At 75.0% G+C, this 16187-nt stretch carries 14 protein-coding genes; 7 read left to right on the top strand and 7 right to left on the bottom strand.

The window, feature by feature from the left end:
• Window positions 1–121: 121 nt before the first annotated feature.
• From ACI784_RS15200 to ACI784_RS15190, 3 genes are all read left to right on the top strand, one after another.
• Window positions 122–1687, top strand: a complete 1566-nt coding sequence (locus ACI784_RS15200; RefSeq protein ID WP_457014009.1) for a flagellin N-terminal helical domain-containing protein — start codon at window positions 122–124, stop codon at window positions 1685–1687.
• Between the two features lie 331 nt (window positions 1688–2018).
• Entirely contained in the window at window positions 2019–2258 is a 240-nt protein-coding gene (locus ACI784_RS15195; RefSeq protein WP_456922451.1) for a hypothetical protein, read from the top strand.
• A gap of 78 nt (window positions 2259–2336) precedes the next feature.
• Window positions 2337–3239: a hypothetical protein gene (locus ACI784_RS15190; RefSeq protein ID WP_457014008.1), complete on the top strand. Its 903-nt coding sequence runs from the start codon at window positions 2337–2339 to the stop codon at window positions 3237–3239.
• 51 nt (window positions 3240–3290) lie between these two features.
• Here the strand turns inward: ACI784_RS15190 and phaZ are convergent, their stop codons facing one another.
• The 5 genes from phaZ to ACI784_RS15165 form a co-directional block, all read right to left on the bottom strand.
• Window positions 3291–4148 carry a poly(3-hydroxyalkanoate) depolymerase gene (gene phaZ / locus ACI784_RS15185; protein ID WP_457014007.1) on the bottom strand — a complete coding sequence of 286 codons (858 nt, stop codon included), beginning with the start codon at window positions 4146–4148 and terminating at the stop codon, window positions 3291–3293.
• On the bottom strand, window positions 4132–5862 hold the full coding sequence (locus tag ACI784_RS15180) for a PHA/PHB synthase family protein (RefSeq protein WP_457014006.1): 1731 nt from the start codon (window positions 5860–5862) through the stop codon (window positions 4132–4134). Before ACI784_RS15180 ends, phaZ begins: the two co-directional genes overlap by 17 nt.
• Before the next feature lie 71 nt (window positions 5863–5933).
• On the bottom strand, window positions 5934–6995 hold the full coding sequence (locus ACI784_RS15175; protein ID WP_457014005.1) for a lysylphosphatidylglycerol synthase transmembrane domain-containing protein: 1062 nt from the start codon (window positions 6993–6995) through the stop codon (window positions 5934–5936).
• Window positions 6992–7588: a hypothetical protein gene (locus ACI784_RS15170; protein ID WP_456922456.1), complete on the bottom strand. Its 597-nt coding sequence runs from the start codon at window positions 7586–7588 to the stop codon at window positions 6992–6994. Before ACI784_RS15170 ends, ACI784_RS15175 begins: the two co-directional genes overlap by 4 nt.
• Window positions 7585–9279 carry a lipopolysaccharide kinase InaA family protein gene (locus tag ACI784_RS15165; protein WP_457014004.1) on the bottom strand — a complete coding sequence of 565 codons (1695 nt, stop codon included), beginning with the start codon at window positions 9277–9279 and terminating at the stop codon, window positions 7585–7587. The genes ACI784_RS15170 and ACI784_RS15165 overlap by 4 nt, the downstream gene beginning before the upstream one ends.
• 94 nt (window positions 9280–9373) lie before the next feature.
• Between ACI784_RS15165 and ACI784_RS15160 the strand changes: the two genes are divergently transcribed.
• A complete protein-coding gene (locus ACI784_RS15160) occupies window positions 9374–10279 on the top strand; it encodes an ABC transporter substrate-binding protein (RefSeq protein WP_457014003.1) in 906 nt (301 codons plus the stop codon).
• A gap of 73 nt (window positions 10280–10352) precedes the next feature.
• Entirely contained in the window at window positions 10353–11060 is a 708-nt protein-coding gene (locus ACI784_RS15155; RefSeq protein ID WP_456922459.1) for a hemerythrin domain-containing protein, read from the top strand.
• Window positions 11061–11261: 201 nt separating this feature from the next.
• Here ACI784_RS15155 and ACI784_RS15150 read toward each other — a convergent pair whose 3' ends face one another.
• Together ACI784_RS15150 and ACI784_RS15145 are read right to left on the bottom strand one after the other, a co-directional pair.
• A complete protein-coding gene (locus tag ACI784_RS15150; protein ID WP_456925012.1) occupies window positions 11262–11663 on the bottom strand; it encodes a cupin domain-containing protein in 402 nt (133 codons plus the stop codon).
• Window positions 11664–11781: 118 nt separating this feature from the next.
• On the bottom strand, window positions 11782–13434 hold the full coding sequence (locus tag ACI784_RS15145; RefSeq protein ID WP_457014002.1) for a flavin-containing monooxygenase: 1653 nt from the start codon (window positions 13432–13434) through the stop codon (window positions 11782–11784).
• A 239-nt stretch (window positions 13435–13673) separates the two neighbouring features.
• Between ACI784_RS15145 and ACI784_RS15140 the strand changes: the two genes are divergently transcribed.
• The gene (locus ACI784_RS15140) at window positions 13674–15005 is read left to right on the top strand and encodes an MFS transporter (protein ID WP_457014001.1); all 1332 of its coding nucleotides are present in this window, start codon (window positions 13674–13676) and stop codon (window positions 15003–15005) included.
• Between the two features lie 202 nt (window positions 15006–15207).
• Complete coding sequence (locus ACI784_RS15135; protein ID WP_457014000.1) at window positions 15208–16128, top strand: hypothetical protein; 921 nt, start codon at window positions 15208–15210, stop codon at window positions 16126–16128.
• The last annotated feature ends 59 nt before the right edge of the window (window positions 16129–16187 follow it).

The raw sequence follows: 16187 nt of genomic DNA, 5'->3' as shown, positions 1-16187 counted from the left end.
GCACCGACCGAGGCTAGCCGGGCGGGCGTGCCCGATCGATCGCGTTCCGGTGTTCGGGTTGACAACCGCCTCCGACCAGCCGTTGTCCGCGGGAGAGGTGCAGTCCGGTCGAGGGGGTGCTGTGGGGCTCGGCGTCGCCACCGGCACCACGGCGATGACCGCCTCCCGGCACATCGCGGCCGCCGGCGCCGCGGTGCGCACATCGCTCGAGCGGCTGTCCTCCGGCTACCGGATCAACCGGGCCGCCGACGACGCCGCCGGCCTGGCGGTCTCCGAGCAGTTGCGCTGGCAGCTCCGCGGGATGACGCAGGGCCGGCGCAACGCGCGGGACGCGGTCGACGTCCTCCAGACCGCCGAGGCGGCGCTGGGCAGCAGCACGGCGATCCTGCAGCGCATGCGCGACCTGGCGGTGGGAGCGGCCAACACCGGTGCGGCCGGCCGCGACGTGACCGTCGCCGTCCAGGCGGAGATCGCCCAGCTCAAGGCCGAGCTCACCCGCATCGCCGACGTCACCGCCTTCAACGGGATCCCGCTGCTCGACGGCACCTACGCCCGCACCTTCCAGGTGGGCGCCGACTCCCGCGACACCATCGACGTCGTCATCGACACCGCCCTGGACACCGCCGCGCTCGGCCTCGCCGGGGTGGACGTCACCGTGCTCGGCGGCCAGGCCGTGACCACCGTCGCGGCCCGGGGCCGGAGCGACGAGCCGCGGGCCGGCCTGCTGGTCTTCGTGGGGGCGACCGCCGGGCCCGGCGGCGTCAGCGGGCTCAGCGGGACCGTCACCCTCGGCGGCAGCACCGTCGACCTCGACGCGCTGTCCGACATCGACGGCGACGGCGTGGTCAGCGACCGCGAGGCGGTGGACCAGCTCAACGCCGCGGCGCAGGCCGCCGGCATCACCCACCGTCCCGACCCGTTCCTGGACGACGGCGACGACCTGGTCTTCCGCGGCCCGGTCCCCGCCGACGACGCGACGACCGCGGAACTGGCCGCGGCCACTCCTGCGTTCAGCGGGGCGCCCGCCCCCGACGTGGTGGTCGTCGAGGCACGCACGGGCGACCCCGCCACGGCGGGCCTCGTTGCCTTCCCCGGCACCGCTGCCGGCATCCCGGCGCTCCGGGGCAGCGTCTCGGCGGGCGGCCGGACCCTCGACCTCAGCGCCGTGGGGTACGCCGACACCGACGGCGACGGCACCGTGGACGGCGACGAGGCGCTGGCCCAGCTGAACGCCGCAGCGCTGGCCGCCGGCATCACCACCCGCCCCGACGCGTTCGAGGAGACCCGGCTCACCAGCGCCGGGGAGTACGGGTACGTGGACTCCGGTGTCGCCGTCGTCTTCCGCGGCCCCGTGCCCGCCGACGACGCGACCGGGGCGGAACTGCTCGCCGCCACCCCCGTCCACCGCCAGCCCCCGCCGCCGATCGCCGCGATCGACACGGCCATCACGGCGGTGTCCACGCTGCGTACGCGCCTGGGCGCCGTGCAGAACCGGTTGGAGCACGTCGTCGCCCACCTGGGTGTGTCGATGGAGAACACGACGGCGTCGCTGGCGCGGATCCGGGACACCGACACGGCCGCGGAGACCGTGCGGCTGACCCGCGCGCAGGTCCTCTCCCAGGCCGGCGCCGCGATGCTGGCGCAGGCGAACCAGTCCGCGCGCGGCGTCCTCGCCCTGCTCGGCTGACCCGCTCCTCCGACCGGCCCGGCGCCTGCGGCCGGCCGGTCGTCGGCGTGCCCGCACACGTCCCCGCGCGACATGCCGGGGTGTCCCAGGCGCCGCGGAGTGACCACGGGCCGGTGACCGCCCGCGCACGCTCCCGGCCCGGAGGGAAGTCGACATGGCACCGGTCACAACGGTGGGTCACCGTCCGCCGGCCCTGGCCTGGGCAACGATTCAGTGACGGGGGCTCCCCGGGCCCGGTCGAAGCGCCAGGTCAGGGCCGCGTAGGGCGCAGTATTCCGCCTGTCCACGGCACTTCCCCAGCCGCGGACAGGACGTACCGAGGAGACCCTGCGTGAGCGCGCCCGCTGTTCTCGTTCCCCATTTCCCGACCGCCGGGGATCAGTCCCCGGCCGACGACGGGCTGACCCTGCTGATGGACATGCTCGTGTCCGAGCCGCCCGCCGGGCCGCGGGTGCACGTGCCGCACGTGCGCGGCGCGCGCCGCGCCGCCCTGCGCGCGCAGCTGGAGGACTGGGTGCAGCGCGCGGCCAACTGGGGCGCCGGACCGCAGGGAGCCTGGCGTGCCTGGTGAGCGCTCTCCCTCCCGATCGATGACGACCCGGTCCGCCGCCCGTCCGGCGACCCCCGCACAGTGCAGAGAGGTGGCGTGATGTTCGTGTGGCCGGCAGTGACCGCGCTGGGCTTCCTCGCGCTGGCGGGGCTGGTCATCGCGCTGGGGACGAGGTCCACCGCGCGCTACGAGTTCGAGCGGAACCGGGTGCAGAAGCAGGCGCAGCCCGCTCCGGTCGCCGGCGGTGCGGCGCAGGCGACCGGCGGCGACCGTGCCGCCGCGCGGCCGGCCGCGAGCTCGGGCGGCAGCACGGGACGCACCGCCGCGACGCCGGTCCGGCAGCGGCGCCGCGAACGGGTCGGGTCCACCCACCCCGCGGGGAAGGGCATCGACCGCCCGTCGGGCTGGTGGCTGGTCGACGAGTCCGCGGACGAGCCCGGCGCGCGCATCCTGGCCGGCCCGTTCCCGGACCGGATCGAGGCGGACTGGGCCGCACTGTCCGGCGGGCTGGCGGAGTCCGTGCGGGCGGTCTACGGCGTCCCCCGCGCCGACGGCGCGGTCGTGCGCCGGCAGTCGCCGCAGGAGCGCGCCTGGCTGGCCCAGCTCAGCACCCAGATGGACCGGCTGCCCGAGGACTGGGACGACCTGCTGTCGGACACCGACGCCCTGACCACGCTCCTGGTGGAGGTGGCCGCGGCCGTCGTCGAGGCCGGCCTGCCGCTGCACGACTGCGCGGACCGCGGCCCGGCGGGCAGCGGTGCGGCCGGCGGCGTCTGCCTGACGCCCGACCCGGGCCGCCGGGGCGTCCTGGTCAGCTGGCGGCAGCACGACCGGATGAGCCTGCAGCAGGTCCGCGGCGCCGAGGCGGACGCGGCGGTGCAGCGGACGATGAACGCCGCGATCGCCGGCGTCCTCGCGGAGATGGGGTTCCAGGTCACGCCGTTCGGGTCGACCGGCTGCCACCTGGTGACCGCCGTCGACCGGTCCGCGCTGACCCCTTGACCGACGATCGGCTCCCGGCGGCCGGCAGCCGCCGGGAGCCGGGAGCGCGGGTCAGTCCAGGAAGCGCTCCACCACCGGCGCGAGCTCGCGGGCCTCGGTGATCAGCGCCAGGTGGCCGCCGCGGTAGACGTGCAGCGTCGCGTCGGGGATCAGCCGCGCCATGATCCGCGCGTTGACCACCGGCACGATCGGGTCGTCGTCCCCCGCGACCACGAGCGTGGGCTGCCGGATCAGCCGCAGGAACGGCAGGCTGCTCCAGCCGGCGCTGGCGGCCAGCTGGTAGTAGTAGCCGCGCCGCGGGCCCAGCCGGCTGGCCGCGTGCAGCACCCGGGCGGCCATGGCGGGGTCGTCGCGGACGGTGCCGCCGTAGATCGTGCCGGCCACCGCGCGGGTGTAGGCGGGGTCCCGGTGCCGGCGCGGGGTGAGCATCCGGGCCAGCACCCGCGGGTGCCCGGGCACCATGAGCGTGCCGGTGCCGGTGGCGGCGAGCACCAGCCGCCGCACGCGGCGCCGGTGCTGGACGGCGAAGTGCTGGGCCAGCCCGCCGCCCCAGGACAACCCCAGGACGTCGACCGGGTCGGTGTGGCCCAGGCGGTTGAGCAGGGCCACCACCACGGGGCTGAAGGTGGCCAGCACGTAGGGCACCACCGGCCGCGGGGAGCCGCCCACGCCCGGGACGTCGAAGCGGATGACGGTCCGCCGCGGGTCGAGGACGTCGACGAAGGGCTGGAGGACCTCCAGGCTCGCGCCGATCCCGTTCAGCAGCAGCAGGGGTGGCACGGAGGGGTCGTGCCCGGCGCGGACCGACACCCGGAGGGTGCGCCCCGCGACGGTGAGGTTCCGGACGGTCTCGCCCGGGCGGAACCCGCCCGGACGAGACGCGCCCGGGGTGCTACTTGTCGAAGACATACGTGCCCGGCGCCTCCGCGAGCGGCGGCAGCTCGTCGGTGCCCAGCGACGTCGGTGCGGGGACCTCGCCGCCGGTCCGCTCGGCCAGCCAGGCCGTGAAGTCCGGCCACCAGGAGCCCTTCTGCTTCTCCGCCAGCTCCAGCCACCGCTCGGCGTCGGCGGGGGTCTCGGGGGCGACCTGGAAGGAGGCCTTCGGGTTGGTCGGCGGGTTGACCAGCGAGGCGATGTGGCCGCTGGTGGAGAGGATGAAGCGGCTGCGCCCACCGAGCAGCTGCGTCGTCCGGTAGCAGGACTGCCACGGGCAGATGTGGTCGGCGATGCCGGCGGTGACGTAGGCGTCGACCTCGACCTTGGACAGGTCCACCGGCGAGCCCAGCATCGTCGCGGCCCCCGGCTGGGCGAGCTTGTTGCCGAGGGCGACGTCGATGAAGTCCCGGTGCAGCGCCGCGCTCATGCGGGTGGTGTCGGAGTTCCAGTAGAGGATGTCGAAGGCCGGCGGCGGGTTGCCCTGCAGGTAGTTGTTGACCCAGTAGTTCCAGACCAGGTCGTTGGGCCGCATCCAGGCGAAGACCTCGGCCAGCGAGGCGCCGTCCAGGTAGCCCTTCTTCCGCGACTTCTCCGTCGCCTCCCGCGCCCCCTCCTCGTCCATGAGGGCGCCGATCGTGCCCGCCCGGGACCAGTCGAGGACGGCGACGGCGTAGCTGGAGGCGGCCACGCGGTGCTGGGCGCCGGTCGCGGCCAGGTGGGCCAGCACCATCGCCAGGATGATGCCGCCGGAGCAGAAGCCCTGCAGGGCCGTCCGGTCGCTGCCGGTGATCTTCTCGGCGGCCTCCATCGCGTCGAGGACGGCCTGGCCGTAGGTGTCCAGGCCCCAGTCGGCGTGCCGCTCGTCGGGGTTGCGCCACGACATCATGAAGACCTGCTGGCCCGAGGCGACGTAGTGCTCGACGATGCTGCGGTTAGGGGCGAGGTCGGTGATGTAGTACTTGTTGATCGTCGGCGGGACGATCACCAGTGGCACCTCGCGCACCGTCTCGGTGGTGGGCCGGTACTGGATGAGCTCGAACACCGGGGTGCGCAGCACCACCGCGCCGGGCGTGACCGCGAGGTCCTCGCCGACGGTGAACGCGTCCTCCTCCACCATCGTCGGTACGCGGGGCGGGGACAGCAGGTCGTTGACCATCCGGCGCAGCCCGCTCACCGCGCTGCGGCCGCCGGTGTCGATGACCGCCTTCCACAGCAGCGGGTTCAGCGGGGTGTTGCTGGGGGCGAGGGCGTCGACCACGTTGGTCAAGGTGAAGCGGAGGCGCTCGTCGTCCCGCCAGTCGAGGTCGGCGTCCTCCAGCAGGCCCATGGCGGTGCGGGCGGCGACGATGTGTGCCTGCATCGCCCGGCGCATGAGCCCGTTGCCCTGCCACGCCGGGTCGGCGAAGCGCTTGTCCTTGGGCGAGGGCGCGATGTCGGAGGTGCCCACGACGACCTTGCCGAGGTCCTTGGCCAGGCCGCCGGCGCGGCGGGCGACGGACCGCGGCTGCCCGGCCAGCGCCCGGCCGAGGCGCAGCGACGTGCGGGCCGGGGGGATCATCCGGCGCAGCGGACCGCGGGCGCTGTCGACCAGCACCATGTCCAGGCCGATCGCGGCTTCTCCGGGGTCCTGGTCCGGCCCGTCGGTGGTGCGGTCCTCGGGCGGTCGCGCGCTGGCGGCATCGGTCATGGCCGGCTCCTCGGCTCAGGGGCTGCAGTGTGACCGCAGCCACTCAACCACGCCAGGAGACTGCTCGCTCGTCAGACGGTCTCGGGGACCAGCGCGGTCCGCGGCGCGGTGTTGGGCGGGCGCCGCCACGACCGGTTGTGCCGCCAGAACAGGTAGGTGCCCAGCCCCAGCGGGATCGGCAGCACGTAGGTCAGCACCCGGTAGACCAGGACGGCGGCGGCCACCAGCGACCGGTCCCCGCCCCCCGCGGCCAGGCCGGCGATCAGCGCCACCTCGACCACGCCGAGCCCGCCGGGGGTGAACGGGATCGCGGTGAGCAGCCGGGCGAAGGCGAACACCGCCAGCGCCTCCACCACGGAGACCTGCGCGGCGTCGACCCCCACGGCGCGCAGGGCGATCAGCAGCACGAGGAACAGCGAGAGGTGGCTGAGCAGGGTCGCCGCGGTGAGCCAGTGCCAGCGGGCCCGCAGCAGCAGCGCCGTCCGGTCGCGGAACTTGGTCGTCGCGGCGTCCCATCCCTGCACGGGCGGGCGGCCGAAGGGCCGCAGCACCGCGGAGGCCACCCGCCCGGCGCCGGTGCCGATCCGGGCAGCACCCTCCCGGCTGCGCAGCAGCAGCCCCAGCAGGACGACGGCGACGACCAGGCCGGCCAGCCCCGCCGCCCCCGCCAGCACCCGGCCCGAGCTCGGCTGCCCGCCCAGCGCCAGCAGGCTGAGCGCGAGCACCGGCAGCGCCAGCTTGGCGAAGTTGTTCCACAGCCCCGACACCAGCAGCGACACCGACGTCCGGGAGCGGGAGAAGCCCCACGAGGAGTTCATCGCGTAGGTCAGGCCCATCGCGATCGCGCCGCCGGCGACCACGGTGTTGGCCACCGCCGTCGTCGAGAGGGTGGCGACCGTCGCCTGCCGCAGGGTCAGCCCGGGCATGCTCGCGACGACGACGAACTGGTAGGTGAGCAGGTTCCAGACGGTGGCCGCCGCCAGCAGCGCGATCTCGGCCCCGCTCATGTCGCGCACCGACGCCCACACCGCGGACATGCTGGTGAACTGCGGCAGGAACCAGGTCAGGACGGCAGCGGCCAGGGCCAGGGAGAGGACCGGCGCCAGCGCGCGCCGCCAGGGGGGCCGGCTCACGGCGGGTCCCCGGCCGCGGGCGGGTCCAGACCCAGCCGTCCGCCGGTCTCCGCCCGCACCTGGGCGTCGAGCTGGGCGCGGCGCAGGACGCCGATGGCCTGGGTGGCCAGCGCCAGCGGCTCGCCCCGGTTGTCGCCGGACAGGGTGAAGACCAGCGTCAGGCACCCGCCGGTGAACAGGTAGAAGCGCGAGCCGCGGTACTGCGGGGTGACGGCGGTGACCCGCTCCAGCCGCCGCATGCCGTCGCGGTCGCTGGGGATCTCCGTCGCGCCGTCGGTGTCGCACTCCGCGGTCAGCCGCACCTCGATGGCCCGCGCCCCGTCGCGGTCGGAGTCCAGCCAGAAGCTCGCCGCGCCGTCGCGGGCGTCCAGCCCGGCGAAGTGCCAGCCGAGCGGCAGGCCCTGGACGCAGGGCACCCGGGACGCCGTCGGCACGGCCTGGGCCATGAGCAGCACGCCGTTGGCCGCCTTGGCGTCGTCCCCGATCGAGCAGGCGGGAGCGGCGCCGAAGGAGCTGCTGACCGGGGCCACGCACCCGCCCAGCGACAGCGCGAGCGCGGCGGCCACCGCCGCCGCCGGCCGGGCCCGGCTCACAGCGGCGAGTCCAGCAGACCGACGGCGACCAGGGCGGCGAGCAGCAGCCCGACCAGGGCCAGCAGGGACAGCTCCGCCCGCCGCCAGGTCCACCGCTGCATCACCACCGGGGGCAGCCGGTAGGGCAGCAGCCGGAGGAAGTCGGCGTGCAGGTCCCGGCTGTCGGCACGCAGGCAGCGGCGCAGCTGGGTGGGCATGGTCAGCCCGCGGGTGGCGGCGAAGGCCTCGGCGATCTCCTCGTCGGAGAAGCGGACCCGGGCCCGGGCGTGCACCCGCTCGGCGTCGGTGCGCAGCGCCAGGACCAGCATCATGTTCGCGAGGTCCACCGCCTGCCGCCACGGGCTCGGCCGCACCTCGGCGAAGGCCGAGTCGATCAGGAAGAGCGTGCCCTCGCGCACCAGCACGTTGGCCGGCTTCACGTCGCGGTGCGCCACGCCGATGTCCCACATCCGCCGGACCACGGCCAGCCCCTGGTCGATGACCGCCTCGTCGACCTCGGCGTCCCCGATCTCCTGCGCGCCGAGCAGGAACTCGGTCACCAGCAGGTACTCGCGCTCGGGGGTGATCTCCACGATCCCCATCGGCTGCGGGACGGGCAGCCCGGCGTCGGTGAACAGCCGCAGCACGTAGTCCTCGTACTGGACCAGCCGGCGCACGCTGTGGAAGGGCTTCTCGTCCTCCAGCCCGCCGTAGAGCAGCGTGCGCACCAGCTTGAACCACCGGTCGGACCGGACGTGGGTGGCGGCGTAGAGCTTGCCGAACACGAAACTCTCGCCGTCCTCGGCCTTGACGGTGATCCGCAGCGGGGTGGATCCCCCGGAGCCCTCCAGGTGGAACGGCTGCACGTCGGTGGCCAGCAGGCCCAGCTGGTCCTGCAGGGCCCGGACGATCGCCTCGCCGCGCGCGCCGGTGACGTCGAGGTGCGCCGGGCGGCCGCGGCGGTACCGCACCGGGTGGACGTCGTTCGGCGTCATCAGGCGGAACGCGGCCAGCGGCGTGGCCACGCCGAGCACCACCCCGGCCACGATGCCGCTGGGATGGTCCTGCGCGAGGTACAGCCGGGAGGCGACGGTGACGGCGAGCAGGCCGACCACCACCCACTTGCCGATCGTGCGGTACCGGCCGGCCGGCACGAGCGCGTAGACGGTGCTCACCAGGAAGGCGGCGAGCACCGTCACCGGCAGCGAGGGCATCGCGTAGCCCGACCACGTGCCGAGCAGCTCGACCTCGAACGGTCGGGGACGCCGGAGCAGCAGCGTGGCCAGGGAGCCGAGGTCCACCACGACGAGGGCCACGCCGACCCAGGTGAACAGGTGGTGCCAGCGGCGGAACACCAGCAGCACGGCCAGGTTGGTCAGCCACAGCGCGTGCACCACCGGCGGGGTGGCGAGCACTCCGGCGGCCTCGACGACGTCGGTGAGCCCGGGGGAGCGCAGCGTCGCGATCGCCTGCAGGATCCGCGTGTCCACGAGGTCGACCAGCGGCACGCTGTCGGTGAGCAGCACGACCGACCACCCGACGAACACCGCGGCCGACAGGCCCAGCCACCAGCGGCCGGAGGCGTTGAGGTGGCGGGGCAGCGGCGGCGGCTCACCGGAGGGACGGCGGCGCCGCCGGACACGCTGGATCCCCGGCGGGCCGGGGCGCTGCACCGGGTCGGCCTCCGGGACGGCGCGGGGAGGCGACGCCATGCCGCCCGATGCTGCTCCCCGCCGGGCCCGAGGTCCATTGGGTTCGTCGCCGTCCGCCGCTAGCGTGGCCCCGCGTCAGCGGGAGGAGCCCCCGATGCGGTGTCGCCGAGCGGTCCCCGCGGTCGTCGTCCTCCTGCTCGCGCTGCTGACCGCGTGCGGGTCCGCGCCGGCCACCCCGACGCCGGCGGCGGAGGAGACGGTCCGCTTCGCCTCCTACGACTTCACCGAGAACCAGATCCTCGCCGAGGTCTACGCCGAGGCGGTCCGCCGCGCCGGGCTGTCCGTGTCGGTGCAGCACGGCACCGGCACCCGCGAGGTGGTGCTGCCGGCGCTGGAGCAGGGCGTGGTCGACGTCGTCGTCGACTACCTGGGCACCGCGCTGGAGTTCGTCGACCCGGGCGGCCCGGGGGTGCCGCGCGCGCCCGAGCACCTGCGGGCGGCGCTGGCCCGCGTCATGGGGCAGCGCGGGGCCACGGTGCTGGCCGCTGCCGACGCCGAGGACCAGAACGGCTTCGTCGTCCCGGCCGCCCTCGCCGAGGAGCACGGCCTCGCCCGGATCTCCGACCTGCTGCCGCTCGCCCCGGGGCTGGTGTTCGGCGGCCCGCCGGAGTGTCCGGAGCGGCGCTACTGCCTGCCGGGCCTGCGCGAGGTCTACGGCCTGGAGTTCGGCCAGGTGCGTCCCATGCCGAGCCGGTCGGCGACGGCGGAGGCGCTGCTGGCCGGGGCGATCGACGTCGGCATGCTGGAGACGACCGACGCGCGCCTGGCCGGCACCTCGCTGGTCCTGCTCGAGGACGACCGCGGCCTGCAGCCGCACGAGAACGTGGTGCCGATCGTGCGGACCGCGGTGGTCGACCGTGTCGGGGAGGACCTGACGACGGCGCTGGACGCCGTGAGCGCCCGGCTGGACCGCGCCGACCTGGTGCGGCTCAACCGGCTGGTCGTCCTCGACGGGAAGACCCCCGCCGAGGCCGCCGCCCTGTGGTGGGCCGGCCGCTGAGCGTGCATGCCGCCGGGCCGGTGGGGGCAGGTAGAGGCGTCACCGACCCCGCACGATCCCGGAGGAACCAGCCGTGGCCAGATCGATCGCCGACCAGACGGTGGAGGAGCTCGGCGGCCCGGGCAGCGTCCTGACCCGCCAGCGCCGCGACCACGTCGAGCTCGACCGGCTGCTGCAGGAGCTGGAGGGCACCACCGGCCGGGCGCAGGAGGAGGTGCTCACCCGTGTCGACCGCCTGGTGTTCGCCCACGCGTTCGCCGAGGAGACCGTGCTGTGGCCGGTCCTGCGCCGGGTGCTCCCCGACGGCGACGCGCTCACCCTGCGGGTGGAGGAGGAGCACCAGGAGGTCAACGAGCTGGTGACCGAGCTGGAGACGATGGGCCACGACGACCCCCGCCGCGCCGTGACGGTGGCCCGGCTGGTGGCGGTGCTCCGCGAGGACGTCCGTGACGAGGAGGACCTCCTGCTGCCCCGCCTCCAGGAGAAGCTCGACCCCCACCAGCTGCGGCGGCTGGGCCGGCAGTGGGAGTTCACCCGGCGCATCTCGCCGACCCGCGCGCACCCCACGGTCTCCCGCAGGCCGCCGGGCAACGCGCTGTCGGCCCTGCCGCTGTCGGTGCTCGACCGCAGCCGGGACGTCGTCGACGCCGTCGTCCGCCGGGTGCCGGAGCGGTTCGCGCCGGCCGGGGAGGCGGTCAGCCGCGGGCTGGCCGGGCTCGCCGGCCTGGTGGAGCGGGTGCCCATGGCCCGCAGCGGGGACCGCCCGCCGACGTCCCGCTGAACACACGGCAGTGGGGCCCCCCCCCGCCCGGGGGGGGGGCCAGCCCTGGGTCGGGTTCCCCCCCCACTTTTTGTGGGGGGGGGTGGGGTGGGGGGGGGGGGGGCGGGGGGGGGTGGGGGGGGGGGGGGGGGGGGGGGGGCGGGGGGGGGGGGGGGGGGGGGGGGGGGGGGGGGGGGGGGGCCCCCCCCCCCCACCCGGGCCTCACTGGGTCGGCGGCTCGTCCTTGCCGGCCTCCTCGAGCTCGTCGGCCTCCTCCTTGGTCTTGTGCACCGCGCCGTCGGCGTGCTCCGGCGGGCCGTAGACCGTGTAGAGGACCAGCGGGTTGGGCCCGGTGTTCACGAAGTTGTGCTTCGTGCCGGCGGGCACGACGACCAGGTCGCCCTGCGTCACCTTCTTCTTGCTGCCCGCGATCCGCGCCTCACCGGTGCCGCTGACGAAGGTGAGGATCTGGTCGATGTCCTCGTGGACCTCCTCGCCGATCTCCCCGCCCGGCGGGATCGTCATGATCACCAGCTGGGTGTTCTTCCCGGTCCACAGGACCCGGCGGAAGTCGGCGTACTTCTCGGCCTCGGTCGCGATCTCGTAGTGGATGACGGACGCCATGGAGGCGCTCCTCTCGTCGGACGGTCTCGTGCGGCCGGGGCCGGCTGGCCCCGGCGGACGCGGTCCTCCTGCCCGCCGACGTGCACGGTTAGTCGTGTCCGGGAGGGGAGTCGATCACTCACCCGGCGAGGACGAAGCCCTCGTAGTCCTTGGCGGCCACCTCGTCACACCGCTGCCGGTAGGGGCCGAGCCCGCCGATGTAGGGCATGAACACCCGCGGCTTGCCCTCCACGTTCGAGCCCATGTACCAGGAGTTCGCCGTGGGGAACAGGGTGGCGTTGCCGACCTCCTCGTTGTGCGCCACCCACTCGTTCTCGGCCTCGATCGTGGGCTCGATGGTGGGCACGCCCCGCTCGCGCAGGTGGGCGATGCAGTCGGCGATCCACTCCACGTGCTGCTCGATCGCCGTCATCATGTTCGTGAACACCGAGGGGCTCTGGGGCCCGGTGATGATGAACATGTTCGGGAAGCCGGCCACGGTGATGCCGAGGTAGCTGCGGGGCCCCGCGGCCCACTTCTCCTTCAGCGACAGGCCCTCCCGACCGCGGATGTCGATCGAGGTCAGCGCCCCCGTCTGGGCGTCGAACCCGGTGGCCAGCACGAGGGCGTCGAGGGGGTACTCCCGCTCCGTCGTCCGGATCCCACTCGGCGTGATCTCCACGAGGGGGGTCTTGCGCAGGTCGACCAGGTGCACGTTGTCGCGGTTGTAGGTCTCGTAGTAGTCGGTGGCGACGCACAGCCGCTTGGTGCAGATCGGGAAGTCCTTGGGGCACAGCGTCTCGGCGACGTCGGGGTCCCGGACGATCTGGCGGATGCGCTCCCGGACGAACTCCGAGGCGGTGTCGTTGGACGCCTGGTCCACCAGCGTGTCGTTGAAGGCCAGGTACATGTCGGCGAGGATGTTCTCCGGGTTGGACCAGGCGTTCTCGTACCGGCGCCGCCGCTCCTCCTCGTCCACCTCGAGGGCGGACTTGTCCGGCATCTCGTACGGCACGCCGAGCATCGACATCCGGGCCTGCTCCCGGTGCTCGCGGTAGCGCGCCTTCACCGCTTCCTGCTGACCGGCCGGGAAGTCGTGGTTGTTGGCCGGGATGGCGAAGTTGGGCGTCCGCTGGAAGACGTAGAGGTCGGCGGCCTGCTGGGCGATCAGCGGGATGCTCTGGATCGCCGAGGAGCCGGTGCCGATCACGCCCACCCGTTGCCCGGTGAAGTCCACGCCCTCGTGCGGCCAGCGGGCCGTGTGGTACCAGGCGCCGCGGAAGCTCTCCAGTCCGGGGACCTCCGGCTTCTTGTAGATCGACAGGCACCCGGAGGCGTGGACCAGGTACCGGGCCGCGACCTCGTCGCCCTGGTCGGTGCGGACCGTCCAGCGCTCGGCGGTCTCGTCCCAGACCGTCTCGGTGACCCTGGTCCGGAACTGGATGTCGCGGCGCAGGTCGTACCGGTCGGCCACGTGGTCGGCGTAGCGGAGGATCTCCGGCTGGGTCGGGTACTTCTCCGTCCAGTGCCACTCCTGCTCGAGCTCGGGATCGAAGGAGTAGGAGTAGTCCAGGCTGTTGATGTCGCAACGGGCGCCGGGGTAGCGGTTCCAGTACCAGGTGCCGCCGACGCCGTCACCGGCCTCGAAGACCTGCACCGAGCAGCCGAGCTGCCGCAGCCGGTGGAGCATGTACATGCCGGAGAAGCCGGCGCCGATGACGACGACGTCCACCCGGCGGGTGGGGGTGTCGGCCGCAGCGGTCTCCTGCGGGGTGGGCGCGGTCTGCGTCATGGGGTCGGGTCCTCCTCGTCGAGGCCGGGGGCGACCCGCGACCCGGCTGCCCGGGATCGCGGGAGCGGGAGTGACCGGCGCAACCGCCGGTGTGTCCTGGGTCACACAAGCTAGGAGCCGGGATCGGGGCCGGTCAAGGGCGGTGGCGGGACCCCCGGGCCGGCCGCGGGGCGGTGGTGGTGAGGGATCTCACGGCCCCGCGCCGGAAGCCTCCGGGCCGGCCGGACGTCGTCCCTGGGGTGAGCTCGCCGACCGCCACCCGCCCGACGGCCCGCGCCTACACGGTGTGGCTGGTGGCGCTGGCCGCGTACGCCGTCGCCGTCTTCCACCGCGCCTCCCTCGGTGTCGCCGGGGTGGAGGCGCAGGAGCGGTTCTCCGCGGGCGCCTCGGCGGTCTCGCTGTTCCTCGTGCTGCAACTGGTCGTCTACGCGGGCATGCAGGTCCCCGTCGGTGTCGCCCTCGACCGGTTCGGCTCGCGCCGGCTGATCCTGGCCGGCGCGCTGACCATGGCCGCCGGCCAGGCGCTGCTCGCCCTCGCCGGCGACGTCCCGACCGCCGTCGCGGCGCGGGTGCTGGTCGGGGCCGGCGACGCGATGACCTTCGTGAGCGTGCTGCGGGTGATCGGCTTCTGGTTCCCCGGCCCCACGGTCCCGCTGATCACCCAGCTGACCGGCATGCTCGGCCAGTTCGGGCAGATCGTCGCCGCCTACCCGCTGGTGACCCTGCTGCACTCGACGTCGTGGGAGACCACGTTCCTCGGCGCCGCGGCCGTCGGCGTGCTCGTCGCCGTGCTCGTCGTCGTCGCCCTGCGCGACGCGCCGCCCGGCACGCAGCTGGCCACCCCCACCGGCCTGTCGGAGGTGCGCCGCAGCCTGGTGCTGACCTGGCGGGAGCCGGGCACCCGGATCGGCCTCTACACCCACCTGGTCACCCAGTTCTCCGGCACCGTCTTCGCGCTGCTGTGGGGCTACCCGTTCCTCGTGGTGGGGGAGGGACGCAGCCCCGCGACGGCGGCCGGCCTGCTCACCCTGCTCGTCGTGGTCGGCATCCTCGTCGGCCCGCTGCTGGGCCGGCTGTGCGGGCGCTGGCCGCTGCGCCGGTCGGTGCTGGTGTTCTCGATCCTCGCGCTCACGGCGGCGACGTGGACCGTCGTCCTGCTGTGGCCGGGTCCGGCGCCGCTGCCGCTGCTGGTGCTGCTGGTCGTCGTCCTGGGCACCAACGGCCCGGGGTCGATGATCGGCTTCGACTTCGCCCGCACCTGGAACCCGGCCGAGCGGCAGGGCAGCGCCAGCGGCGTGGTGAACGTCGGGGGGTTCGTGGCCTCGCTGCTCACCATCCTCGCCGTCGGGGCGGTCCTGGACGTGCTCACCCCCGGCGGCTCGACCGACTACTCGCTGGACGCCTTCCGCGCCGCCTTCGCCGTCCAGTACGTGTTCTGGGCGATCGGGTTCGCCGGGGTGCTGCGGCACCGGCGGCAGCTGCGCGACCGGCTGGCCCGCGACGGCGTCGTCCTCGCGCCGCTGCACGTGGCCGTCGGCGCCCGCCTGCGGGGCGGGTCGGCCTACCGCTGACCCGGCGCCCGCCTCACCGGTCGTAGCCGTTCCGGTACGGGCAGCCGAGCTACGCCGGGGGCCCCCTCCGGCCGCGCCCGGGGGGCCCTCCGCGCGCCCGCGCGGTGGGACCGTGCGACCACCAGCACGACATCGAGCTGGCCGGGCGTGCGGCAGCCAGGCCACGGCTCCGACCGCACGTCGGGTCAGGAGGGAGGCCCCGGTGTTCGGACGGAACGAGGTCGTGGACACCGACGAGGCCCGGCCGGCCGACGCGCCGGCGTCCGCGGACGAGGTGAGGCGCCCCAACCTGGCCGGCGACCTCGACACCATCCTGGAGGGGCGGCCGCTGTTCCGGGGGGCGCTGCGCGGCTACGACCGGCTGCAGGTGGACAACTACGTCGCCTGGGCCGAGACCGAACTGACCGCGATCCGCAGGGAGAACGACGACCTGCTGTCCCGCTACGGCACCTGCTCGGCGGAGCTGGAGATCTCCCGCCGGCTGCTGGCCTGCTCACCCGAGGGCCGCGAGCTGCTGAAGACCTCCGAGCGGATCGGCGAGATCCTGCGCCTGGCCGCCGACGAGGCCGCCGGGCTCACCGAGGCCGGGGCGGCCGAGGCCGACCGGCTGCGCGCCGAGGCCCGCGCGGAGGCCGACGCCCTGCTGCGCCGTGCCACGGAGATCAAGGAGGCCGCGCTCGCCGACTGCCAGCGGGCGGAGGAGGAGGCACGCGCCGCGCGCGCGGAGGCCGTCACCCGGCTGCAGGAGGCCGCCGCGGAGGCCGACCGGCTGATCGTCGAGGCCGCCGCCGAACGCGACCGGCTGGCCCTGGAGGCCGCCGGGGAGCGGGAGCGCCTGGCAACGGAGGCCCGCGCGGACCGGGAGCGGCTGGGCGCCGAGGCCGCCGCCGAGCGGGCCCGGCTGCTCACCGAGGCCCGGGCGGAGTACGACCGGCTCACCGGTGAGGCCCGCGGGGCCGTGCGGCGGCTGGCCGAGCAGCTCGACGACGCGGTCGGCACGCTGACCGGCCTCCTGGCCGAGGCCCGGGTGCACGAGCAGCCCGACCCCGAGGAGCCCGGGGGGCCCGCGGAGCCGTCGGAGCGCTCCGAGCCGCCGGCGCCGGTGCAGCAGCTGGCCTCCTGAGCGTCCGGCTGGCGCCCGCCTCCCGCGCCGAGCACGATCGCGGCAGGGCCACGGGGCCG

The sequence above is a fragment of the Geodermatophilus sp. SYSU D01186 genome (assembly GCF_054050215.1).
Note: the sequence above shows the minus strand (reverse complement) of the source record. Positions and strands in the feature narration are given on the sequence as shown.

Coding starts and splice junctions, on each gene's coding strand:
- ACI784_RS15150 (WP_456925012.1), bottom strand. CDS start 11,663: ATGGCGTCCGTCATCCACTACGAGATCGCGACCGAGGCCGAGAAGTAC.
- ACI784_RS15160 (WP_457014003.1), top strand. CDS start 9,374: ATGCGGTGTCGCCGAGCGGTCCCCGCGGTCGTCGTCCTCCTGCTCGCG.
- ACI784_RS15145 (WP_457014002.1), bottom strand. CDS start 13,434: ATGACGCAGACCGCGCCCACCCCGCAGGAGACCGCTGCGGCCGACACC.
- ACI784_RS15190 (WP_457014008.1), top strand. CDS start 2,337: ATGTTCGTGTGGCCGGCAGTGACCGCGCTGGGCTTCCTCGCGCTGGCG.
- ACI784_RS15165 (WP_457014004.1), bottom strand. CDS start 9,279: ATGGCGTCGCCTCCCCGCGCCGTCCCGGAGGCCGACCCGGTGCAGCGC.
- ACI784_RS15180 (WP_457014006.1), bottom strand. CDS start 5,862: ATGACCGATGCCGCCAGCGCGCGACCGCCCGAGGACCGCACCACCGAC.
- phaZ (WP_457014007.1), bottom strand. CDS start 4,148: ATGTCTTCGACAAGTAGCACCCCGGGCGCGTCTCGTCCGGGCGGGTTC.